General features: G+C 70.3%; 22 protein-coding genes and 1 pseudogene. 9 read left to right on the top strand and 14 right to left on the bottom strand.

What is annotated here, in order from left to right:
- The first annotated feature begins 74 nt into the window (after positions 1-74).
- The 7 genes from Q0741_RS07605 to Q0741_RS07575 all read left to right on the top strand — a co-directional run bounded on the left by Q0741_RS07605 (position 75) and on the right by Q0741_RS07575 (position 2,210).
- Positions 75-218, top strand: a complete 144-nt coding sequence (locus Q0741_RS07605) for a hypothetical protein (protein ID WP_298232590.1) — start codon at positions 75-77, stop codon at positions 216-218.
- Entirely contained in the window at positions 215-442 is a 228-nt protein-coding gene (locus tag Q0741_RS07600) for a hypothetical protein (protein WP_298232589.1), read from the top strand. The genes Q0741_RS07605 and Q0741_RS07600 overlap by 4 nt, the downstream gene beginning before the upstream one ends.
- Before the next feature lie 9 nt (positions 443-451).
- Positions 452-715 (top strand): hypothetical protein, encoded by a 264-nt coding sequence (locus Q0741_RS07595; protein WP_298232588.1) that lies wholly within the window; start codon positions 452-454, stop codon positions 713-715.
- Positions 716-1,085: 370 nt separating this feature from the next.
- A complete protein-coding gene (locus Q0741_RS07590; protein WP_298232595.1) occupies positions 1,086-1,382 on the top strand; it encodes a hypothetical protein in 297 nt (98 codons plus the stop codon).
- Positions 1,364-1,624, top strand: a complete 261-nt coding sequence (gene infA, locus Q0741_RS07585) for a translation initiation factor IF-1 (RefSeq protein ID WP_028997895.1) — start codon at positions 1,364-1,366, stop codon at positions 1,622-1,624. Before Q0741_RS07590 ends, infA begins: the two co-directional genes overlap by 19 nt.
- A 122-nt stretch (positions 1,625-1,746) precedes the next feature.
- Complete coding sequence (locus Q0741_RS07580) at positions 1,747-1,956, top strand: cold-shock protein (protein ID WP_298232587.1); 210 nt, start codon at positions 1,747-1,749, stop codon at positions 1,954-1,956.
- A 44-nt stretch (positions 1,957-2,000) separates the two neighbouring features.
- Positions 2,001-2,210, top strand: a complete 210-nt coding sequence (locus tag Q0741_RS07575; RefSeq protein ID WP_298232586.1) for a cold-shock protein — start codon at positions 2,001-2,003, stop codon at positions 2,208-2,210.
- 450 nt (positions 2,211-2,660) lie between these two features.
- Here Q0741_RS07575 and Q0741_RS07565 read toward each other — a convergent pair whose 3' ends face one another.
- Positions 2,661-3,128, bottom strand: coding sequence for a hypothetical protein (locus Q0741_RS07565; protein WP_298232585.1), 468 nt, complete (start codon positions 3,126-3,128; stop codon positions 2,661-2,663).
- Positions 3,129-3,482: 354 nt separating this feature from the next.
- Here Q0741_RS07565 and Q0741_RS07560 point away from each other — a divergent pair, with 354 nt between their 5' ends.
- Both Q0741_RS07560 and Q0741_RS28875 read left to right on the top strand, forming a co-directional pair.
- Entirely contained in the window at positions 3,483-4,256 is a 774-nt protein-coding gene (locus Q0741_RS07560; protein WP_298232584.1) for a serine protease, read from the top strand.
- 129 nt (positions 4,257-4,385) lie between these two features.
- A pseudogene (locus tag Q0741_RS28875) lies at positions 4,386-4,706 on the top strand (integrase domain-containing protein); the annotation flags it as partial.
- Positions 4,707-4,867: 161 nt separating this feature from the next.
- Here the strand turns inward: Q0741_RS28875 and Q0741_RS07555 are convergent.
- The 13 genes from Q0741_RS07555 to Q0741_RS07495 form a co-directional block, all read right to left on the bottom strand.
- The gene (locus Q0741_RS07555) at positions 4,868-6,235 is read right to left on the bottom strand and encodes an MmgE/PrpD family protein (RefSeq protein WP_298232583.1); all 1,368 of its coding nucleotides are present in this window, start codon (positions 6,233-6,235) and stop codon (positions 4,868-4,870) included.
- Complete coding sequence (locus Q0741_RS07550) at positions 6,235-7,245, bottom strand: tripartite tricarboxylate transporter substrate binding protein (protein ID WP_298232582.1); 1,011 nt, start codon at positions 7,243-7,245, stop codon at positions 6,235-6,237. Before Q0741_RS07550 ends, Q0741_RS07555 begins: the two co-directional genes overlap by 1 nt.
- Before the next feature lie 31 nt (positions 7,246-7,276).
- A complete protein-coding gene (locus Q0741_RS07545) occupies positions 7,277-8,299 on the bottom strand; it encodes a D-2-hydroxyacid dehydrogenase family protein (protein WP_298232581.1) in 1,023 nt (340 codons plus the stop codon).
- Between the two features lie 14 nt (positions 8,300-8,313).
- Positions 8,314-9,309, bottom strand: a complete 996-nt coding sequence (locus Q0741_RS07540) for a tripartite tricarboxylate transporter substrate binding protein (RefSeq protein WP_298232580.1) — start codon at positions 9,307-9,309, stop codon at positions 8,314-8,316.
- Between the two features lie 70 nt (positions 9,310-9,379).
- Positions 9,380-10,309, bottom strand: a complete 930-nt coding sequence (locus tag Q0741_RS07535) for a dihydrodipicolinate synthase family protein (RefSeq protein ID WP_298232579.1) — start codon at positions 10,307-10,309, stop codon at positions 9,380-9,382.
- Positions 10,306-11,115 (bottom strand): aspartate/glutamate racemase family protein, encoded by an 810-nt coding sequence (locus Q0741_RS07530; protein WP_298232578.1) that lies wholly within the window; start codon positions 11,113-11,115, stop codon positions 10,306-10,308. Before Q0741_RS07530 ends, Q0741_RS07535 begins: the two co-directional genes overlap by 4 nt.
- Positions 11,116-11,138: 23 nt before the next feature.
- Positions 11,139-12,296 carry an acyl-CoA dehydrogenase family protein gene (locus Q0741_RS07525; RefSeq protein ID WP_298232593.1) on the bottom strand — a complete coding sequence of 386 codons (1,158 nt, stop codon included), beginning with the start codon at positions 12,294-12,296 and terminating at the stop codon, positions 11,139-11,141.
- 77 nt (positions 12,297-12,373) lie between these two features.
- Positions 12,374-13,381, bottom strand: coding sequence for a tripartite tricarboxylate transporter substrate binding protein (locus Q0741_RS07520; RefSeq protein ID WP_298232577.1), 1,008 nt, complete (start codon positions 13,379-13,381; stop codon positions 12,374-12,376).
- A 69-nt stretch (positions 13,382-13,450) separates the two neighbouring features.
- Entirely contained in the window at positions 13,451-14,392 is a 942-nt protein-coding gene (locus Q0741_RS07515; RefSeq protein ID WP_298232576.1) for a hydroxymethylglutaryl-CoA lyase, read from the bottom strand.
- Positions 14,393-14,397: 5 nt separating this feature from the next.
- On the bottom strand, positions 14,398-15,207 hold the full coding sequence (locus tag Q0741_RS07510) for an enoyl-CoA hydratase-related protein (protein ID WP_298232575.1): 810 nt from the start codon (positions 15,205-15,207) through the stop codon (positions 14,398-14,400).
- Positions 15,207-16,373: a CoA transferase gene (locus Q0741_RS07505; protein WP_298232574.1), complete on the bottom strand. Its 1,167-nt coding sequence runs from the start codon at positions 16,371-16,373 to the stop codon at positions 15,207-15,209. The genes Q0741_RS07510 and Q0741_RS07505 overlap by 1 nt, the downstream gene beginning before the upstream one ends.
- A 25-nt stretch (positions 16,374-16,398) precedes the next feature.
- The gene (locus tag Q0741_RS07500) at positions 16,399-18,120 is read right to left on the bottom strand and encodes a hydantoinase B/oxoprolinase family protein (RefSeq protein WP_298232573.1); all 1,722 of its coding nucleotides are present in this window, start codon (positions 18,118-18,120) and stop codon (positions 16,399-16,401) included.
- A gap of 12 nt (positions 18,121-18,132) precedes the next feature.
- Entirely contained in the window at positions 18,133-20,187 is a 2,055-nt protein-coding gene (locus tag Q0741_RS07495) for a hydantoinase/oxoprolinase family protein (RefSeq protein WP_298232572.1), read from the bottom strand.
- Positions 20,188-20,281 lie beyond the last annotated feature (94 nt).

Raw genomic sequence — 20,281 nt, 5'->3', positions numbered from 1 at the left:
GGCATTGTTCGGATGGCGCCGCCGCGGTGAAGAACGCCGCGTGCTGAGCGCTTACCAGCGAGGAGTTGGCGCTAATGGCCACCTGGGACATCCGTTTTGACGCCGGCATCTACAGCGTCCAGAACTATCGCTACGAGCGCCTGTGCGATGCGGTGGCCTACGCCAGGCTGCTGGCAAGCCGCCAGGCGGTCTCAACCTTTCAGGACCACCAATCATGACGACGACCTCCCGAAAACGTCCTGCATCGCGCCAAGAGGCGTTGCGCGACAGCCTGCCGCTCACGGCGGACCTCCTCAAGCGCCGACAGGCCTGCGACATCCCCGCCGGCTACATCGACGACTATCTGGCGCTGGACTGGCTGGAATGGATGGGCGGTACCCTGCGCCTGACCACGACGGGCCAGAACATCTGCCGAAACGTCGTTGCATCCCACCGCCGTTGAGTGCCGCAGATGAAGAAAGCCTCTCTGGCATCCCAGGCGCTGCTCGGCGCGATCGACCAGCAGTTGCGGCTGGTGCCGCTCCTGAAGCTTGCGCTGGAGCAGGACGCCTCGTTCGAGCTAACCATCGCAGCCCCGAGCCTCCACGACCGCGACCATCAGGGCCGCAACTGGGATGTCGCCGGATTCCGCACCGGGTTTCTCCATTGGCCCCAATGCCACGAGGAATTCCGCCGCATCGTCGATGCGATGCGCGCGCGCTACGATCTGGTTTGAGTACTTGGTACGTTGTCAACGAGCTGGTGCCGATCCGAGGCGCATGCCGCGCATGCAGGCCACAAAGACCTTCAAACGGTGTGTCGATCCCGAAGGTGTTACATTGCGTGCAGGCGCTGGAAGCGAAGGCCCTTGCAAGGCATTTTTCCAAGCCCGCGCCTGGATCACGAGTTGATCTCCCTCCTTCCCCAGGGCTGCTGATTGCATAGGCGATCTCGACGTTCTGGTTGTCCCTGGTTCGCAGCGAACACCCCTGCCAGCCAGTGCCCGGACCGAGCTCATCCGCCACCCCCGCACGTGCGCCTCGCGCACGCTACATCAGCCAGACCCGGCCAGCCCCTAACGAGGGCCGTGCCAACGAAAGCACTACATCGATACAACCTTACGGGTAGGCAAGTACCTTGTCTCCCCTCTGACCCGAGCTCTCGGGCAGGGCCGCTACGCCGCATCCGTCTCGATTCGCAGCGGACGCGGTAGCGCCACGCATGACCGCGTGCTGCGCTTCACCCCGGAATTCGGCTCGGGTGAAGCCGCGCTGCACTACGCCACCGCTCAAGGACTGGACTGGATCGGCCGCACCGCTGCTGACCAGGCCCCGGCCTGCCCTGTCCCCGTTTCCCACCCCCTACAGACATCGAAGGTGACCTCATGGCCAAGGAAGAACTGATCGAGATGCACGGCGTCGTTGGCGAGGTCCTGCCGGACTCGCGCTTTCGCGTGAAGCTGGAGAACGGCCATGAGCTGGTGGCCTATACCGCCGGGCGCATGAAGAAGCACCACATCCGCATCCTGGCCGGCGACAACGTCTCGCTGGAGCTCTCGCCCTACGACCTCAGCAAGGGCCGCATCACGTTCCGGCACCTGGAGCGGCGCGGGCCGCCCCCGTCGGGACAGCAGCGCAGGCGTTAATGATCCCGCACGCGGCAACATCTCACGACTTCGGCTTCCTGGCCAGGAAGCTGGTCCACCGCACCAGCCTGAGCTGGGGCATTCACGCTTTTCCTACCACCGTCACGACAAGGAACGACGACATGACCACCGAAACCGGCACCGTCAAATGGTTCAACGAAACCAAGGGCTTCGGCTTCATCACGCCTGACAACGGCGGCAAGGACCTGTTTGCCCACGTCAGCGAAATCCAGGGCGGCGGCTTCAAGACGCTCGCCGAAAACCAGCGCGTGGAATTCCAGGTCACGCAAGGCAAGAAGGGGCCGCAGGCTTCCACCATCCGGGCGCTGTAATCCAGCGCCGGCCGTCCCCCATCCGCTCAGATAAAGTTGACAACATGACTACCCAGACCGGTACCGTCAAATGGTTTGATGAACCCAAGGGCTTTGGCTTCATCAAGCCCGACAATGGCGGCAACGACCTGTTTGCCCACTTCAGCGAAATCAAGGGCGGCGGCTTCAAGACGCTCGCCGAAAACCAGCGCGTGGAGTTCGAAGTCACGCAGGGCAGGAAGGGGCCGCAGGCTTCCAGCATTCGGCCGTTGTGATCAGCATGGATGCGTCACTCAGTGCCTCCTGGCGCTGCGACGCCTCTCCGGGCTCGCACCCCCAGCACAGGCAGGCTTGATGAGCAAGAAATCTGAGGAAGGGGCGACCCCTCGGTCGTCCAGGACGACGGCCTGCGCTACAAGCGCAAGTCGCAGGGATCGCCCTACAGTGCCGGAACCACCGCGGGCATGCATCTCGCCAGCATGTCCTGCTTCAAGTGCGGCATGCATCGTCCCCGTTCCGAACTGCAGTCCAAGCGGCTGCTGGGTAAGAACCAGCTGGTTTGCGCTGGCGGCTGCAAGGCGCGCTGACGCGGCGGCGCGGCATTCCCATGCCCCTGCACGGCGCCGCCACCCGGTGCCCCGATACGGTGACGCAACGGCCCCCGGCGAGCCCACAGTCATGTTGGGCAGCCAGGCACCGGCTTGGCGGTCCCTGGCTGGCTCTCGTTAAGGCGTGTCCTTGCTGATGCTGAACAGTGGCAACAGCTGGCCAATTCGTACCGGTACGCCTTCGCTGTCGAGCTCGACGTATCCAGACACTCCCAGCGACTGTTCGCTGCTGCTCACGGAAATCGACAGCATGGGATTCGACGACCCAGGCTCATCCGTCCCGCCAGCCCCGCACACCACCATCGATTGCTGCGCCAGATACATGCTGACGGTGATGACCTCGACGCCTGCCCCAGCGGCTGCCGTCGCGTCGGAGTCGAACTTGTCCTTGGCCTCCAGGACATCGTCTTTCGGTGGCTCGATATCGAGCAGAGCGCGTTCTACGCCGCGCTCCAACTCGGTGGCCTGAAAGGCAACCCAACGGCCGGGAAAATCGGAAAACCGGATGCCAGAGCTGCTGTAGCTGTTGGCGAAGCGGGTGAAGATGGCAGTCAGCGACTCGGGCAACTGCAGCTTGTGGTTCATATGCATGTGCGTGTAATGTGCCATGCCACTGGGATTCGCCTGGCAGCAGGGCTTTCATGTGCCTCGTAGATTGACAACGCAACTGTCTTGACAAAGCAACCGCATGGCCAGGCACGCCATTCGGCGCCACCCATCCGGATCACCCGCATCAAGCCATGCGCCACGCCGCCCGCACCGCTCGCGTTGCAGCGACGGCACCGAAAGTGGCGTTGCTGAAGTTGCGCTCTGGCACCCGTATTGCCCGCGACAATCAATGCGTCTTGTGCGCCGTGATGCCCAGCCATGACCCCGCACGCAAAAGTCCACGCATCGAAGCGGCAGCCGCCTTCGGCGCATTTTCAGGAAAGCACGCCCATGCAGCAGACCACCTCGAAGCCAACCGAACCTATCCTGCTCGCGGCGGCGCGCATCGGCACCTTCGACGGGCAGCGAGCGCTGACCGGGGCCAGCGGCTTCTTCTTCGAGCGAGAGGACCGGCTGTTCCTGGTGACGAGCCGGCATGTGCTCATCGACGAGCCCAGCCAGCACTTTCCTGACCGCATCGAGATCGAGCTGCACATCGAGCCCGGCAACCTCACCCGCTCCACGGGGTTCTCCATGCTGCTGTACCGCGAGGGAAAAGGCGTCTGGCGCGACGGCACCGACGGCGGCGGCGAGATCGACGTGGCCGTCATCGAGATCGAGCGCGCCGCGCTGCCGCAGGCCTGCGTGCTGCGGGCCTTCACGCCGGCGCACCTGGCCGCGGCGCATGACGCCATCGAGGTCGGCGACGCCTTGCTCGTCGTGGGATTCCCGCTGGGCTTCCATGACCTGCTGCACCACCTGCCGGTGGTGCGCCAGGCCATCATCGCCTCCTCCTACGGGTTGCGCTTCCAGGGCAAGGGCTACTTCCTGACGGATGCGCGCACCCACCGCGGCACCAGCGGCGCACCGGTGTTGATGCGCGATCCCTCCCCGACCACCGCCACCCAAGCGCTACCCTGGAAGTTGCTGGGCGTGCACTCCTCACGCATGGACATCGCCGGCCGCGACCAGGTCCAGGACGAGGCGCTGGGGCTGAATTGCGCCTGGTACGCCGACATCCTGCTCACGCTCACCGAGCCTCAGCCAGATCCCACCGGCGACTGAGCGTCGCCTGGCGGTCGGGTGCAGCCAGTGCGGGCCAGGCGCTTGCCGCGGGCCATCCTGAGCTCCCTGCGTGGACTGGCGCTGTGGCTGGGCAAGCCGGGCCTGGTGCGCAAGCCGGAGCATTTCGGGATGAGGCTGGACGGGTACCGGCGCCACGAGGCCGCGGAGCACGACCGCTACGTCGGGGCCCAGCTGGCGGTGATGCGCGCGTTGGGACTGCGGCGCAAGGAGGCCGTGATGCTGCGCCCGCATGCCTGCACCGTGCCTGTCGAGGCACTGGGGCGGCCGGAATCGGAGCGGGCAGCCGACTTCTACGTGCGCATCAAGGCGGGCGCCAAGAGGGGCCGCATGCGGCTGATTCCGCTGGATTTGCCGCTGCGCCTGTCGGCGATGGCCCGGGCCGAGGCCGTGGCCGAGCACGCCGGCGCACACCTGGGCAACCCCTCGCTGGATCTGAAGCAGAACCTGCGGCGCGCTGGCAACCAGGCGACGCGCTGCTATGCACCGACTGGACGTTGCTGCGGCTGTTCGCGCCGCTGCAACCGTCAGGCCGAGAGCATCGATGCGTTGGCTGCCGAAGCGGCCCACTGGGTGATGCGCTGCGCTGTCGATCAGGACAAGCGATCGAGCAGTGAGCGGACTGTGGGCGAGGCCGTTCCGTCCACAGCAGCAAAGATCGACGCCGCGAACTTTGCTCCGACACCACTGGGGCGACCGCTCGTCCTGGTCCGCTGTTCGAAAAGCTCGATCGCCGTGGCCTGGTCCTGGAACATGAGCCGGCGCGGTCCATCGGCACAGGTGCGGCGCAAGGTCGTGCCATCGACCAGCACGGCCTCGATGCTGGCCTCGTGCCATTGCCCATCGTGCGGCTCGATCGCCATCCGGGCAACGAGATGGGCAATGGCCGGATCTTCCCGGTGCCTCACGCAAACGCCGTAGTCGAGCCGACCGAAACGCAGCATCGCCGCGATACCGAATGCGGTACTGGCCAGTGCCTGGGCAACGGTGTCGAAGGGGCCGCGCCAGGACGTGCCGGGGTACTCGGCATAAGGGCGCCAGATGCGGGCCCGGATGCGTTCCACGCGGTCCAGGGGCACACCGGCCGACCGCAGGGCGTGGGCAGCGGCCACGGCGGGCACGTTGTCGCCCAGGGTCGCCCAGGGCTTGGCCCAGACGTCCAGCAGCGTGTCCACGCTCGGCGCACGCTCCCATTCGGGTACGGCTTCGAGCCCAGCCAGCGAGCGCATCAAGCCCTTGGGACCTTCGAGTGCCTGCGCGGCCCCCTGGACATCCCTGGCGGCCAACTGCGCGGCCAGCAGACCCCCTCGGGCCGCCTGCGCGTTCTGCACCCGCCATTCGTCCGAGCCGCAGCCCACCGGCTCCAGCACGCCACCGGCGAGGCTGGCGGCAATGCCCACCGCGCTCGTGGCCCGGCCTGCGTCGAGTCCGACCATCGCGGCCGCGGTGGCTGCCGCGGCGATGATGCCCAGGGTCGGGCTGGTACGGATGCCGCGCCGGATCAGCGCCCGCGCCACGCGCTCATCGGCACCCAGCCACGCGATCGCGCCGTAGCCCACGGCCAGCGCGCGCAACACCTCGGCCACCGGCGCATCCGTGCTGTCGCCGCAGCACAGGGCGACGGGCGTCACGAGGGACGCCGGATGTGACCAGGACGGCACGTCGTTGTCGTCCTGGAACAGCGCGTGCACCGCGGTGGCGTTGGTGGCGACCGCCTCCGACAGCACGGCCCAGCGGCTGCCGCCCCACAAGCGCGCACCGCCTCCCGGCCCGGACAGCGGGGTCACGAGATCGCGCATGGCGGCCACCGTGGGCTCCTCGTGCGCCAGCAGCGCCAGGCCCAGCGCATCGAGCAGGCAGATCGCCGCCTTGCGTGCGACGTCCCCGCGCAAGGGCGCGCGCGCGGTATCGGCCACGAAGCGGCCCAGTCGGGCCGTTGGGGAGGATGTAGCGCCGTTCATCACGGCTCGTCGACCTTGATGCCGGCCTTCTGGATGATCTCGCCCCAGCGCTTGTATTCGCCCGCCACGTAACGCGCGTACTCGGACTGCGTGGCCTGGTGCGGCGACATGCCCTGCGCCCGCAGCTTGGCCTGCACCTCGGGGTCGGCCACCGCCTCCTGCCAACGCCGCGACAGGGTCGCCACGGCGGCCGGATTGGTCTTGGGCGGTGCCAGCAGGCCGATCCAGAACTCGGCATCCACCAGGAAGCCCTGTTCCGCCAGCGTGGGCACGTCCTTCATCGCTTCGCTGCGCTGCTGCGCCGACACGCCGAACACCGTCAGCTTGCTGCGGCTGGCCACGGCCAGCGGCATGGGCACCATCATCAGGTCCACCTGGCCGCCCATGAGCGCCTGCGCCGCCGGCGCGGAGCCGGTGTAGGGCACGTGCAGCATCTGCGGCGCCTCGGCGACACCCATGAACAGGCTCATGGCCGCATGCGCGGCGCTGCCGGCGCCCCAGCTCGCATAGGACAGCTTGCCCTTCCTGGCCAGGGCAACCACCTCCTGCACGTTCTTCGCCGGCAGGTCCGGGCGGCCCATCAGCACGTAGGCAATGCGCGTGATCGGGGCCACGGCCACGAAGTCCTGGGCCGCGAAGCGCGGCTTGGTGTAGACGTGCGGGTAGATGGAATGCGTGTCCGCGCTGGCCACCAGCAGCGTGGTGCCGTCCGCCGGCGCCGCCTGCACCACCTGCGCGCCGATGGCACCGCCGGCGCCAGCCCGGTTCTCGATGATCAGCGGCTGGCCCAGCTTGTTGCCCACCGCCTGCGCCACGATGCGCGCCGCCACGTCGGCCCCGCCGCCCGGCGGAAAGGGCACCACGAGCTTCACGGGCTTGTCGGGCACCCAGTCGCCCTGCGCCAGCGCCGCCAGCGGCAGGCCCGGGCCGAGCGCGGACAGCGCCAGGGCGGCCGTGCCGCGCAGGCATGCACGCCGGCCCGGGCTCCATTCGCTTCGTTGCTTTCTCATCATGCTTGTCTCCTCTCGTGATGGCTGCCCGTCAGGCCTTGCCCAAGGTGCCGGAATCCTCTTCGGCCACGGGGCGCGACACGTAGTCCACCTCGCGCCGGGCCGTGGTCATGGTGCGGATCGGCCGCCCGTCGATCCAGGCGCGGATGTTCTGTACCGACTCGCCGTAATAGAGCTCGTAGGAGCCCTGCGTGACGTAGCCGATGTGCGCGGTGCCGATCAGGTTGTCCAGCGCGCGCAAGGGATGCTGCGGCGGCAAGGGCTCCTGCCCGAACACGTCCACCGCCGCGCCGGCGATGCGCCGCTGCTGCAACGCCTCCAGCAGCGCCGCCTCGTCCACGATGGGCCCGCGCGCGGTGTTGATCAGGAACGCGCCCGGCTGCATCAGCCCAAGCTCGCGCGCGCCCACCAGGCCGCGCGTGCGTTCCGACAGCCGCACGTGGATGGACACGATGTCGCTGCGCTGGAACAGCTCGTCCTTGCCCACGTAGCGGGCGCCGTGCTGCGCCGCGGACTCGGCCGTCATGTTCTGGCTCCACGCGAGCACGCGCATGCCGAAGGCCTGGGCGTAGCGGGCCACCATCGAGCCGGTGTAGCCCAGCCCCAGCAGGCCCAGCGTGCGCCCGTGCAGGTCACCGCCCACCGCCACCTGCCAGCCCCCCTGCCGGAAGGACGCGAGCTCCTGCGGCAGCCGGCGCACCGAGGCCAGGACCAGCGCCCAGGTGAGCTCCGCCGCCGCGGTGAGCGAGCTGGACGTGCCGCAGACGGTGATGCCCAGGGCCTCCGCGGCCTCGATGTCGATGGCCGCGTTCCAGTTGCCGGTGGTGGCGATCATCCGCAGCTGCGGCAGCCGCTGCAGCAGGCTGCGCGGCAGCGGCGTGCGCTCGCGCATCACGCACAGCACGTCGAAGGGCTGCAGCCGCTGCACCAGCGCGTCCTCGTCCGTGAGGTGGTCATTGAACACGGTCACCTGCGCCACGGCGCGCAAGGCGGCCCAGTCGCCGAACTGCTGCGACACGTTCTGGTAATCGTCGAGGACGGCGATGTGGTGCATGCGATGTCTCCCGTTCAGCTCTGGGGCTGCACGTTGGCCAGCCGCATCACCTCGCTCCAGCGCGCCGCGTCCGGCGCCAGCGACTGGGCGAACTCCGCCTGGCTGCCGCTGAGCGGCACGACGCCCAGTTCCTCGATCTTGCGCCGCACCTGCGGATCGCCGGTGACCGCGGCCAGCTCGGTGGCGATGCGATCGACGATGGGACGCGGTGTCTGGGGCGGCGCGAACAGGCCCTGCCACACCTCCAGGTCCACCGGCACCCCGAACTCCGCCATGGTCGGCACCTGCTTGAAGCGCTCGTAGCGCGCCTTGGAAGCCGCCGCGAACGTGGTGACGCGCGACTGCATGGCGAGCCACAGCGGCGAGGGCATGTACATCAGGTCCACCTGCGAAGCCAGCACCGCCTGAGCCGCGGGCGCCGTGCCCTGGTACGGCACGGTCAGCATCTTGGCTTTCACGTGGTTCTTGAACATCTCCGAACCCACGTGGCCGGGGCTGCCGTTGCCCCAGGACGCAAAGCTGAGCTCGGTCCTGCGCGCCAGCGCCACGAGATCCGGGAAGGTCTTCGCCGGGAGGTCCGGACGGCCCACCAGCACGAAGGCCACCGCCGCCGTCGGGCCGATGGGCACGAACCCCATGGGCTTGTACGGCAGCCTGGTGAACAGGTGCGGCGCGATGGTGAGGATGTCCGCGTTGCCCCACAGCAGCGTGCTGCCGTCGGGCGCCGCGTGGAACGCGATCTCCGCGCCGATGGTGCCGCCAGCGCCGCCGCGGTTCTCGACCACCACGGGCTGGCCCAGGCGCTGGCCGAGCCGGTCCACCAGGGCGCGCGCCGTCACGTCGGCGCCGCCGCCGGGCGGGTAGGTGACGATCAGCCGGACCGGGCGCGCCGGGCTCCAGGCCGGGTCCTGGGCCCAGGCCGGCAACGCGGCCCAGGCCCCGGCCGCCAGCAGAACGCTGCGGCGCCGCACGGCATGGCACAACGGGCTGTCTTGGACGGGTGATCTCATGCTCGTCTCCTCGGTGGAAGCAGCCGCGGCGGACCGGCATCGGGCCTGCGCGGCAAGGGGGCAAAGGGCCTCAGCGGCCCCAGCGCAACACCATCGGGTCCAGGGCGCGCGCGGTCTCGATGAGGCCGCGGCGCGTCTCGGGATGCAGGGGCGGCAGCGGCGCGCGCGGCAGCTCGCAGGCGATGACGCCGCCCTCCTTCATGAGGGCCTTGGCCGCGAGCGGGCCGCACTGCCGGTTCTCGTAGTTGATGAGCGGCAGCCACTGCCTGTAGCGCTCGACGGCCTCCTCGCGGCGGCCGGCCGCGTGCGCCAGCACGATGGGCCGCAAGCCGTCCGGGAAGGCCCCGCCGGTCATGCTGCCGGTGGCGCCGGCGTCCAGGTCGGGCAGCAGCGTGATGCCCTCCTCGCCGTCCCACGGGCCTTCCACCGCGTCGCCGCCGAGGCGGATGAGCTCGCGCAGCTTGGCCGTGGCGCCCTGGCTCTCGACCTTGAAGTACGACACCTGCTCGATCTCGCGCGCCATGCGCGCCAGGAACGAGGCCGACAGCGGCGTGCCGCTCATGGGTGCGTCCTGGACCATGACGGGGATGTCCAGCGCCCGCGACACCGCGTCGAAGAAGCCGAAGATGCCCTCCTCCGCCACGCGCAGCGTGGCGCCGTGGTAGGGCGGCATGACCATCACCATCGCGGCCCCCAGCGCCTGCGCCTGGCGGCTGCGCTCGGCACACACGCGTGCGCTGAAGTGCGTGGTGGTCACGATCACCGGCACGCGCCCGTGCACGTGTTCCAGGATGGCCCGCGTCAGCCGCTCCCGCTCCTCGTCCGACAGCGAGAACTGCTCGGAGAAGTTGGCCAGGATGCACAGGCCGTCCGAGCCCGCGTCGATCATGAAGTCCACGCAGCGGCGCTGGCTGTCCAGGTCCAGCTCGCCGCCGTCGGTGAAGGTGGTGGGCACCACCGGGAACACGCCGCTGAAACGCGGCAGCACAGGGGCCTTCATCGCGCGCTCCCCTGGGGGCCATGGGGCTGCAGCGCCAGCTCGCGCACGAAGGCCGCGTCCTCGCGCCGGTGGTGCCAGGCGCGGCCGGTGTGCAGGCTCCGGTGCCCGCGCAACCCGGCCAGCATCGCCGCGTAGGCCCAGGCCGTGCCGAACACGTCCAGCACCGGCGCGGCGCCGATGGAGGTGACGCCGTTGGCGTAGAGCAGCTCGGCCAGCATGCCCTCGGCCGGGATGATCACGTCGGCCCCGTCGGCGACGGCGCGCAGCGCGGCCCGCGTGAAGGACTCGATCACCGGCCCCGGCTGCTCGAAGCCGCGTGCCAGCGCGGGCTCGTCCAGCGGCGGATCGATGGACTGCACGCGCAGCACGCGGCTGGCCAGGCCATGCGCCTCGACCGACGTGCGCGTCATCCACGCCGTGGTGGGTGCGTTGGAAACCGGCGCGCTGTAGCGGCCCAGCGAACACGCCACCAGCAGGCTCGCCTCCGTCAGCGACACCACGGGAATGTCCACCGCCGAGCGCAACTCGCGCAGGAAGGGCTCGCTGAAGGAGCCGATGACGAAGGCATCGAAGCCTTCGGCCTCGGCACGCACCGCGTTGGCCAGCACCGGCTCCAGCACCAGGTGGTGCACGAAGGCGTTGCCCAGCGCATCCGAGGGCGCGCGGCCCTGGTAGCGCCCGGCCGGGATGCCGTGGATCTCGATGCGGCCCTCGCCGCCGAGGATGCGCGCCGCGTGCGCCAGCAGCGCGCGCTTGTAGACGCCCAGGCCGTCGATCTCGGTGCTGGACTGGTGCCAGATTCGCATGTCGTCTCCTCTGTGCTGGGGATTCAGTAGGACCGGGGCAGGCCGAGCACGTGCTCGCCCAGGTAGGACAGGATCAGGTTGGTGGAGACCGGTGCGGTCTGGTAGATGCGGGCCTCGCGCCACTTGCGCTCGATGTCGTACTCCTGCGCGAAGCCGAAGCCGCCGTGCGTCTGCAGCGCCGCCTCGGCGGCTTTCCAGGTCGCTTCCGAAGCCAGCAGCTTGGCCATGTTGGCCTCGGCGCCGCAGGGCTGGTGCGCGTCGAACAGGGCCGCGGCCTTGCGCGCCATCAGCTCCGCGGCCTCCAGCTCGGCATGAGCGCGCGCCAGCGGGAACTGGATACCCTGGTTCTGGCCGATGGGGCGGCCGAACACCTCGCGCTCGCGGGCATAGGCCACCGCCTTGTCCAGCAGCCAGCGCCCGTCGCCGATGCACTCCTGCGCCACCAGGATGCGCTCGGCGTTCATGCCGTCGAGGATGTACCTGAAGCCCTGGCCCTCCTCGCCGATGAGGTTCTCCGCGGGCACCTCCAGGTTCTCGATGAAGATCTCCGTGGTGTTGTGGTTGAGCAGCGTCTTGACCGGGCGGATCTCCACGCCGCGGCCCATGGCCTCGCGCAGGTCCACCAGCAGCGTGGACAGGCCCTGCGTCTTCTTCGCGCACTGCTCCAGCGGCGTGGTGCGCACCAGCAGCAGCATCAGGTCCGAGTGCAGCGCGCGCGAGGTCCACAGCTTCTGACCGTTGACCACGTAATGGTCGCCCTTGCGCACGGCGCGGGTGCGGATCCGGGTCGTGTCAGAGCCGCTGGTGGGTTCGGTGACGCCGAAGGCCTGCAGCCGCAGCTCGCCGCGCGCGATGGCCGGCAGGTAGCGCGCCTTCTGCGCCGCGCTGCCGTGGCGCAGCACCGTGCCCATGATGTACATCTGGGCGTGGGCCGGGCTGGCCACGCAGCCGCCGGCGTTGATCTCCTCCAGGATCACGGCGGCCGCCCGCAGCGGCAGGCCCGAGCCGCCGTACTCCTGCGGGATCAGCGCGCCCAGGAAGCCCGCGGCGGTGAGCGCCTGCACGAACGCGGTGGGGTAGCCGCGCCGCTCGTCGAGCTCGCGCCAGTACGGCGCGGTGAAGTCGCTGCAGATGCGGCGCACCGCGTCGCGCAGCTCGGGGTAGTCGCGGTCGAAGCGCATGCTGGCGCCCGGGTCGATGTCGTCCTGGTGTGCGTGGTCCACGCGGCGGTCCTCCTCGGCCATGCCGATGCAAGCTTTCAGTTCTCGATGCGGATGCCCGCGGCGCGGATGGTCTGGCCCCAGAAGGCGTAGTCCTTGGCCAGGTAGCCGGCGAACTGCTCGCTGCTGCCGGCGAAGGGCACCAGCCCCACGGCGTTGAGCCTGGCCTGCACCTCCGGGTCGGCCAGCGTGTCGACGAAGGCCTTGGACAGCACGGCGGCCACGGCGGCCGGCGTCTTGGGCGGCGCCAGCACGCCGACCCAGGCGTCGGCGAGCACAGGCACGCCCTGCTCGGTGAGCGTGGGGATGTCGCTTACCGACTCGATGCGCTGCGGCGCGGCCACCCCCAGCGCCCGCAGCTTGCCGCGGAAGCTCGCGGCCAGGTGCATGGGCATGATGGCCAGGTCCACCTGTCCCGCCATCGCGGCCTGCGCCGCCGGCGCGGCGCCCTGGTAGGGGATGTGCGTGAGCTGCGGCACCTGCGCCGTGGACATGAACAGGCTCATCGCGATGTGCGCCCCGCTGCCATTGCCCCAGGTGCCGTAGGTCAGCGGGCTCTTGCGAGCCAGCGCGATGAACTCCTGGAGGTTCTTCGCCGGCAAGTCCGGGCGGGCCATGATCACGAAGTTCACCTTCGCCGACGGCGCGATCGGCACGAACTCGGACGACACGAAGCGCGCCTTCGAGTACAGCGGCGGGTACATCGAGTAGGTGTCGGCGCTGGACATCAGCAGCGTGTAGCCGTCGGGCGCGGCGTTGAAGGCCACCTCGGTGCCCACCGCGCCGTTGGCGCCGCCGCGGTTCTCGATCACCACCGGCTGCCCCAGCCGGTTGCCCAGGCCCTGCACGACGATGCGCGCCACCGTGTCGGAGCCGCCCCCCGGCGGGTACGGCACGATCATCCGGATCGGTTTCGTCGGCACCCACCCCGGCGCACCCTGCGCGACCGCGGCCGGCGCCAGCACGGCGGCCGCCACGCCCAGCGCGCACGCCGCCGCCAGGCGGCGCCGGCCCATCCTCCATCCCTTGCTCGACGAATCCATCATGGCTTGTCTCCTTTGAATCGTTTCCAAATTGGCCGGCACGGCGGGTCGATGCCCGTTTTCCGGCGCGGCTCAATGGCTCACAGAAGGTGGCGCGAAGCCCCGAGGCAAACCGGCCTTGGCGATGGCGCCCAGCAGGCTCACTTCGGGCAGCGCCCGGGCGAGGATGTCGCGCACGGCGACCAGGCTCGGCAGCTCGATGCCGGTGTCGAAGCCCAGGGCCTGCAGCAGGAAGACGAGGTCTTCCGAGACGATGTTGCCGCTGGCCCCGGGCGCATGCGGACAGCCGCCCATGCCGCCCAGCGCCGCGTCGAACTCGCGGATGCCCTCTTCCAGCCCGGCCGCGACGTTGGCCAGGCCCAGCCCGCGCGTGTCGTGCAGGTGCAGTGCGATCGGGATCTCGCCCGCCACCGCGCGCGCGCGCCGCACCAGGCTGCGGATCGCGTTCGGGGCGGCATAGCCCACCGTGTCGGCCAGGACGATTTCCCGTGCGCCGGCCGCCAGGTAGCCGTCCACCAGGCGCAGCACCTCGTCGGCGGCCACCGGGCCCTCGATGGTGCAGCCGAAGGCCGTGGACACCCCGCCCGCCAGCACCGTGCCGGTGCCGGCTGCGAGGCGGGCCACCTCGCGGAAGCCGGCCAGGGACTCCTCGCGGCTGCGCCGCACGTTGGCGCGGTTATGGCTCTCGCTGGCCGAGATCACGTAGTTGAGCTTGTGCGCGCCCAGCCGCAGGGCGTCCTGCGCGCCGCGCGCGTTGGGCACCAGCGCGGCCACCGTCAGCCCCTCGATGCCCAGCGCGTGGCGCACCACCTCGGCGGCATCGGCGAACTGCGGCATCAGCCGCGCCGGCACGAAGGAGCAGACCTCGATCTCGCGCACGCCGGCGGCGAACTCGGCGTCGATCCAGGCCAGCTTCTCCGCCGTGGGCATCACCTGCGCGATGCTCTGCAGGCCGTCGCGCAGGCCCACCTCGCGCAGCCGTACCTTGCGGTCGGGGACGTCCAGGCCGTCCATCACGCTCAACGCCCCACGAAGCGCGGCGCGCGCTTCTCGTTGAAGGCGCGGATGCCCTCCTGGCGGTCGTCGGTCGGGATCAGGCGGCTGTAGGCCTCGATCTCGAAGTACATGCCGGTGCGCAGGTCCATCTGCATGCCGAAGGTCACGGCCTTCTTGGCCTGCCGCACCGCCACCGGGGCGTTGGCCAGGATGCGCTGGACGAGCTTGAAGGTTTCCTGCTCCAGCGCGTCCCGCGGATGGACATGGTTGACCAGGCCACAGGCCAGGGCCTCCTGCGCGCCGAAGGTCTCGCCGGTGAAGATGAGCTCCTTGGCGCGGCGCACGCCGATGGCGCGCGGCAGCTGCTGCGTGCCGCCGCCGCCGGGCATGATCCCGCGCGAGACCTCGGAGAAGCCGAAGCGCGCGTGGTCGGCGGCGACGATGAAGTCGCAGGCCAGCGCCAGCTCCAGCCCGCCCGCGATGGCCGCGCCGTTGACGCTGGCGATCAGCGGCACCGGGCAGTCGTAGATGGCGCGGATCATCCGCTCGAAGAGGTAGTGCTGGGTATCGAACTGCGCGTCGGTCATGCCGTCGCGCTCCTTGAGATCGGCGCCGGCGCAGAACACGCGATCTCCCGCGCCGGTGAGCACCACGCAGCGGTAGGCCTCGGGCGCCGCCTCGATGGCATCGAACACCGCGATCAGCTCGCGGCCCATGGTGGTGCTGATGGAATTGGCCACCTGCGGCCGGTTCAGCCGCACCACCAGCAGCCCCTCGAAGGGCGAGGACAGGGCCAGCGTGTCCAGCGGCGTGTTCAGGTTCAAGAGCGACATCAGACCTTCTCCCGGATGAGCGTTGCGGCGCCGAGCGGCGCGATGAGGTGGTCGTGCTGGCCCAGCGCCGGCGTGTTGCCGGGCAGCGGCGGGCGCACGCCGTCGAAGGAAACCGGCAGCGCGACGGTGGTGGTGCGCTGGTCGGGCGTGCGGCGCAGGATGTCCAGCGCCAGCGTCTGCGGGTCCTGGACCACGTCGGCCACGGTCTGCAGCGGACCGCAGGGGATGGACGCGCCCTCCAGCCGCCGCAGCCACTCGCGCGCCGGCGCCTCGCCAAAGCGCGCCTGCAGCAGCGGGATCAGCGCCTTGCGGTTGGCCACGCGCTGTCCGTTGGTGACGAAGCGCGGGTCGCTGGCCAGCGCCGGCAACTCCATCACCTTGCACAGGCGCTGGTACAGCGTGTCGTTGCCCGCCGCCACCAGGATCTCGCCATCGGCGCAGTCGAAGACCTGGTAGGGCACGATGTTCGGGCTGGCCGAGCCCAGCCGCGCGGGCTGCTGGCCGCCGGCCAGGCTGTCCGACAGCGGCACGGTCATCCACGCCAGCGCTGTCTCGAACAGCGACACGTCCACCACGTGGCCGCGGCCATCGGCGTCGCGCTGGCGCAGCGCGGCGAGCACGCCGATCACGGCCCACATGCCGGTGCCCATGTCGTTGATGGAGATGGGCACGCGGCTGGGCTCGTCGTCGTCATGGCCCACCAGGCTCATCATCCCGCTGTAGGCCTGCGCCAGCGGGTCGTAGCCGGGCTTGTCGCGCAGCGGGCCGCCGGCACCGAAGGCGCCCATGTTGCAGACGACCAGCGTGGGCCGCCGCGCCAGCAGGTCCCGTGCGCCCAGGCCATGCTTGTCGAGCGCGCCGGGCTTGAGGTTCTGCAGCACCACGTCGGCATGCGCCGCGATGAAGTCGCGCACGGCCCGGGCCTGCGCCCCGTCATGGAAGTCGGCCCGCACGCTCTCCTTGCCATGGTTCATGGCATGGAACAGCGCGGAGGCGTCGTCGATGAACGGCGGCCCCCAGCCGCGGGCGTAGTCGCCGCCCTGGGCGCTCTCGACCTTGACCACGCGCGCGCCCAGGTGCGCCAGGATCAGGCCCGCATAGGGAGCGGCCAGGCTGTGGCCGATCTCCACCACGCACAGGCCTTCCAGCGGGCGGACGGCGTCCATGGCATGCGGTTGCGAACGGGACGATTCACTCACGCTCGCCTCCGTTGGGCGGCACGTCCACGCCGTACAGCTCGCGCGCGGCACGCGCGGAGACGTAGCCGTCGAGCACGTCGCGCCGCACCGCCTCGTGCGCTCGCTCGCGCGGGTCGCCGTAGCCGCCGCTGCCCGCGGGCTGCAGCAGCACGCGGTCGCCGCGGCGCACGATCTCGGTCGCGCCCTTGGGCGGCATGCGCAGCGAGCTGCCGTCGGCGCGCAGCACCGTGCACTCGAAGCGCGCGCCGGCCTGGCCGCCGAAGTAGCCCTCGGGCGCGGACTCGCCGCGCTCGCCCGCCACGGTGAAGGTCGCCTCGTCGAACTCGACGCGGTAGGTGCGGCGCGCGGTCAGGCCGCCGCGCGTGCGGCCGGCGCCGCCGCTGTCGGGCACGAGCGCCCAGGCCTCCACCGTCAGCGGCATGGTCTGCTCGATGAACTCCACCGGCAGCGCCCCGGCATTGCCCACGTAGACGCGGATGCCGTTGACGCCGTCGCGCGTGGCGCGCGCGCCCATGCCGCCGCCGTGCGGCTCCACCATGCTCAGCCAGGGCTTGCCGGTGCGGCGCACGCGCTGCGCGTCGGGGTCGCGGCCGCCGAACACGCCCGAGCACGCGGCGCAGTTGCTCTGCCCGATCACGCGCTCGGGCACCGCCTGCGACAGCGCCTTGAACAGCAGGTCGATCACGCGCGGCGAGGTCTCGGTGTTGCCGCTCACGACCGAGGCCGGGTAGCTGCAGTTGACGATGCTCCCTTCGGGCGCGTGGATGGTCACGGGCCGGTAGCAGCCCTGGTTGATCGGGATCGAGACGTCGGTGAGCGCCTTGACCGTGAACCAGGTGCTGTTGCAGGTCACGGCCAGCGTGCAGTTGATGCCGCCGCGCGCCTGCGCGCCGGTGCCCGTGTAGTCGAAGTGGATGTCGCTGCCCTTGACGGTGACCTTCACCTTCACCGGCACCGGCTCGCCGCTCCAGCCTGGGGCGTGCACGCCCTCGACCACGTCCTCGGCCTCGTACACGCCGTCCGGGATGGCGGCGATGGCCTCGCGCATCAGCGCCTCGGAATGGTCCAGCGCGCGGCGCATGGCGTCGCGCAGGTTGCGCACGCCGTACTTGGTGGCCAGCATGCGGATGCGCTGGTCGCCCACGAAGGTGCCGGCGTACTGGGCCTGGATGTCGAGCTGCCGGCCCTCCGGGTCGCGCGTGTTGTTGACGATGAGCGACTGCACGTCGGGCACGATCTCGTCGCCGCGGTACAGCCGCACGGGCGGGATGCGCACGCCCTCGCCGAAGATGTCCCAGGTGTTGACGCCGTAGCTGCCCGGGGCCTGGCCGCCGATGTCGGTCCAGTGGCCGCGCGTCATCACGAAGGCCACGATCTCGTCGCCGACGAAGACCGGGCGCGTGAACTGCACGTCGGGCTGGTGGTTGCCGCCGCCCAGGTACGCATCGTTGCTGATGATCACGTCGCCCGGGCGCAGCCTGTCGCGCCCGATCGCCTCCACCGAGGCCTTGGTCGAGATCACGGCCGAGCCCAGCATGGTGGGAATGTCGTTGCCCTGGGCAACCAGCTGCATGTCCGCGTCGAAGACCGCGGCCGAGGCGTCGGCGCCCAGGTGCATGATGGGGCTGGCCGCCGTGCGCATCATCGCGATCTTCATTTCGCGGGCGATGGCGTAGAGCGAGTTGCGGATGATTTCGTAGGTAATGGTGTCCATGTGCCGGTGCCCTCAGAGCGCGATGCGCAGGTTGCCCACGGCGTCGATGTGCGCGCTCTGCCCGCGCTTGAAGACGACGCAACTGCTGTGTTCCTCGATGATGGCCGGCCCCTCGATGCGGTCGCCGGCGGCCAGGTCCACGCGGCGGTGCACCGGCAGGCGCTGCATGCGGCCCTCGACGAAGACCTCGCGCCAGCGCCCGGGCGCCTCGCCGGCGGCCGCCGCGGCTTGCCGCACCACGCCGCGCCAGCCGGTCTTCACCCGCGCCTGCACCCGCAGGTTGCCCAGCACGATGGGCTGGTCGGGCTTGATGAAGTTCCACATGCGCTGGTGCACGCGCTCGAAGCCGGCGCGCACGGCCGTGCGCAGCCCTTCGCCGTCGGCCGCGCCCAGCGCGTCGGCGGCGATCTCCACCGCCAGCCCTGCCGGCTGGCCGGCATAGCGGCAGTCGGCGCTGAAGTGCAGCTCCACGTCCACGCCCGCCGGTTGCGCGTGCAGGGCCTCGCGCGCCTGGCGCTCCAGCGCGGCGCAGGCCTCTCGGATGCGCTGCGAGGGCGTGGCCGCCAGCTCGGACTCCACGGCGCTCTGGCCGTCGAACTGCCGGTCCGCCACCACCATGCCGAAGGCGCTGAACAGGCCCGGCAGCGGCGGGACGATCACGTGCTTGATCTCCAGCTCCTCGGCCAGGTCCACCGCGTGCACCGGGCCCGCGCCGCCATAGCACATGTAGGCCAGCTCGCGCGGGTCGTGGCCGCGCTCCACGGTCATGATGCGCATGGCCTGCGCCATCAGCGCGTTGGCCACCGCGCGCACCGTCCAGGCGGCCTCCAGCACCGGCACGCCCAGCGGCTGCGCCAGGTGCTCGCGCACCGCCCGCTCCGCGGCCCGCACGTCGAGCTTGAACTCGCCGCCCAGGAACGAGTCCGGGTCGATGTAGCCCAGCAACAGGTTGCAGTCGGTGACCGTGGGCCGCGTGCCGCCGCGCCCGTAGCAGGCCGGCCCCGGGTCGGCCCCGGCGCTCTCCGGCCCGATGCGCACGCCGCCGCCGCTGTCGATCCAGGCGATGGAGCCGCCGCCCGCGCCGATGGAGTCGATGTCGATGGTGGGCGCGCGAACCGCGTGCGTGTGCAGCAGACCCTGGGTGCGGATCTCCGGGCGCAGTTCCTGGATCAACGACACGTCGAAGGTGGTACCGCCCATGTCGCCCAGGATCACGCCCGGCATCCCGGCCTGCTCGCAGTTGCGCACCGCCGCGCTGACGCCGCCGGCCGGGCCGGATTCGAGCAGCACGATGGGGCGCGCCGCCACCATGTCGATCGAGGCCAGCCCGCCGTTGGACTGCATGAACAGCAGTTCGCCCCTGAAGCCCAGCTCGCGCAGCTGCTGCTCGAAACCCCGGGCGTAGCGCCCGCACACGGGTCCCAGCTGCGCATTGATCACCGTGGTGCTGGTGCGCTCGTACTCCTGCATCTCCGGATTCACCTCGTGCGAGGCGGTGACGAAGCGCGTGGGCAGCAGCCGGCGCAGTTCCGCCAGCGCCAGCTTCTCGTGCTCGGGATTCACGTAGGCGTGCAGGAAGCAGATCGCCACCGCCTCGATGGTCAAGGCCTTGATCTGCGCGGCAATGGCGTGCAGCGCCTGCAGGTCCAGCGGCCGCTCCACGCTGCCGTCGTGGCGAATGCGCTCGGGCACCTCCAGGCGCCAGCGCCGCTCCACCAGCGGCACGGGGTCGTCGAACTGCAGGTCGTACAGGTCGGCGCGGTCGTGGCGCGAGACGCGGCGCAGCTCCAGCACGTCACGGAAGCCCGCGGTCGTGACCAGCGCCGTGCGCGCCCCGGTGTGCTCCACGATCATGTTCGTGGCCATGGTCGTGCCGTGGCCGATGAAGCCGATGTCTCCCGCCTGGCGCCCGCCGAGCTCCAGGATGCGCTTGAAGCCCTGCACGGCCCCCACCACGCGGTCCGCAGGCGTCGTGGGCACCTTGGTCGCCCAGATCTGCCCCGAGGCGTCGTCCACCAGCACCACGTCCGTGAACGTGCCGCCCACGTCGATTCCGATCCGGTTCATCCGTGTCTCCCACCAATCAGTGAAACGTTTCCAATCAAGTTTGCCATGTTGGCTTTCGATGCGTCGCTTGCAGTAGCGCCAATGAATTGAAACG

This window comes from uncultured Azohydromonas sp. (assembly GCF_937926365.1).
Classification (GTDB): Bacteria; Pseudomonadota; Gammaproteobacteria; order Burkholderiales; family Burkholderiaceae_C; genus Azohydromonas.
Note: the sequence above shows the minus strand (reverse complement) of the source record. Positions and strands in the feature narration are given on the sequence as shown.

Coding starts and splice junctions, on each gene's coding strand:
- Q0741_RS07530 (WP_298232578.1), bottom strand. CDS start 11,115: ATGCGAATCTGGCACCAGTCCAGCACCGAGATCGACGGCCTGGGCGTC.
- Q0741_RS07510 (WP_298232575.1), bottom strand. CDS start 15,207: ATGTCGCTCTTGAACCTGAACACGCCGCTGGACACGCTGGCCCTGTCC.
- infA (WP_028997895.1), top strand. CDS start 1,364: ATGGCCAAGGAAGAACTGATCGAGATGCACGGCGTCGTTGGCGAGGTC.
- Q0741_RS07605 (WP_298232590.1), top strand. CDS start 75: ATGGCCACCTGGGACATCCGTTTTGACGCCGGCATCTACAGCGTCCAG.
- Q0741_RS07595 (WP_298232588.1), top strand. CDS start 452: ATGAAGAAAGCCTCTCTGGCATCCCAGGCGCTGCTCGGCGCGATCGAC.
- Q0741_RS07560 (WP_298232584.1), top strand. CDS start 3,483: ATGCAGCAGACCACCTCGAAGCCAACCGAACCTATCCTGCTCGCGGCG.
- Q0741_RS07495 (WP_298232572.1), bottom strand. CDS start 20,187: ATGAACCGGATCGGAATCGACGTGGGCGGCACGTTCACGGACGTGGTG.
- Q0741_RS07505 (WP_298232574.1), bottom strand. CDS start 16,373: ATGGACGCCGTCCGCCCGCTGGAAGGCCTGTGCGTGGTGGAGATCGGC.
- Q0741_RS07500 (WP_298232573.1), bottom strand. CDS start 18,120: ATGGACACCATTACCTACGAAATCATCCGCAACTCGCTCTACGCCATC.
- Q0741_RS07515 (WP_298232576.1), bottom strand. CDS start 14,392: ATGGACGGCCTGGACGTCCCCGACCGCAAGGTACGGCTGCGCGAGGTG.
- Q0741_RS07580 (WP_298232587.1), top strand. CDS start 1,747: ATGACCACCGAAACCGGCACCGTCAAATGGTTCAACGAAACCAAGGGC.
- Q0741_RS07575 (WP_298232586.1), top strand. CDS start 2,001: ATGACTACCCAGACCGGTACCGTCAAATGGTTTGATGAACCCAAGGGC.
- Q0741_RS07545 (WP_298232581.1), bottom strand. CDS start 8,299: ATGCACCACATCGCCGTCCTCGACGATTACCAGAACGTGTCGCAGCAG.
- Q0741_RS07525 (WP_298232593.1), bottom strand. CDS start 12,296: ATGCGCTTCGACCGCGACTACCCCGAGCTGCGCGACGCGGTGCGCCGC.
- Q0741_RS07540 (WP_298232580.1), bottom strand. CDS start 9,309: ATGAGATCACCCGTCCAAGACAGCCCGTTGTGCCATGCCGTGCGGCGC.
- Q0741_RS07520 (WP_298232577.1), bottom strand. CDS start 13,381: ATGATGGATTCGTCGAGCAAGGGATGGAGGATGGGCCGGCGCCGCCTG.
- Q0741_RS07535 (WP_298232579.1), bottom strand. CDS start 10,309: ATGAAGGCCCCTGTGCTGCCGCGTTTCAGCGGCGTGTTCCCGGTGGTG.
- Q0741_RS07600 (WP_298232589.1), top strand. CDS start 215: ATGACGACGACCTCCCGAAAACGTCCTGCATCGCGCCAAGAGGCGTTG.
- Q0741_RS07565 (WP_298232585.1), bottom strand. CDS start 3,128: ATGAACCACAAGCTGCAGTTGCCCGAGTCGCTGACTGCCATCTTCACC.
- Q0741_RS07550 (WP_298232582.1), bottom strand. CDS start 7,245: ATGAGAAAGCAACGAAGCGAATGGAGCCCGGGCCGGCGTGCATGCCTG.
- Q0741_RS07555 (WP_298232583.1), bottom strand. CDS start 6,235: ATGAACGGCGCTACATCCTCCCCAACGGCCCGACTGGGCCGCTTCGTG.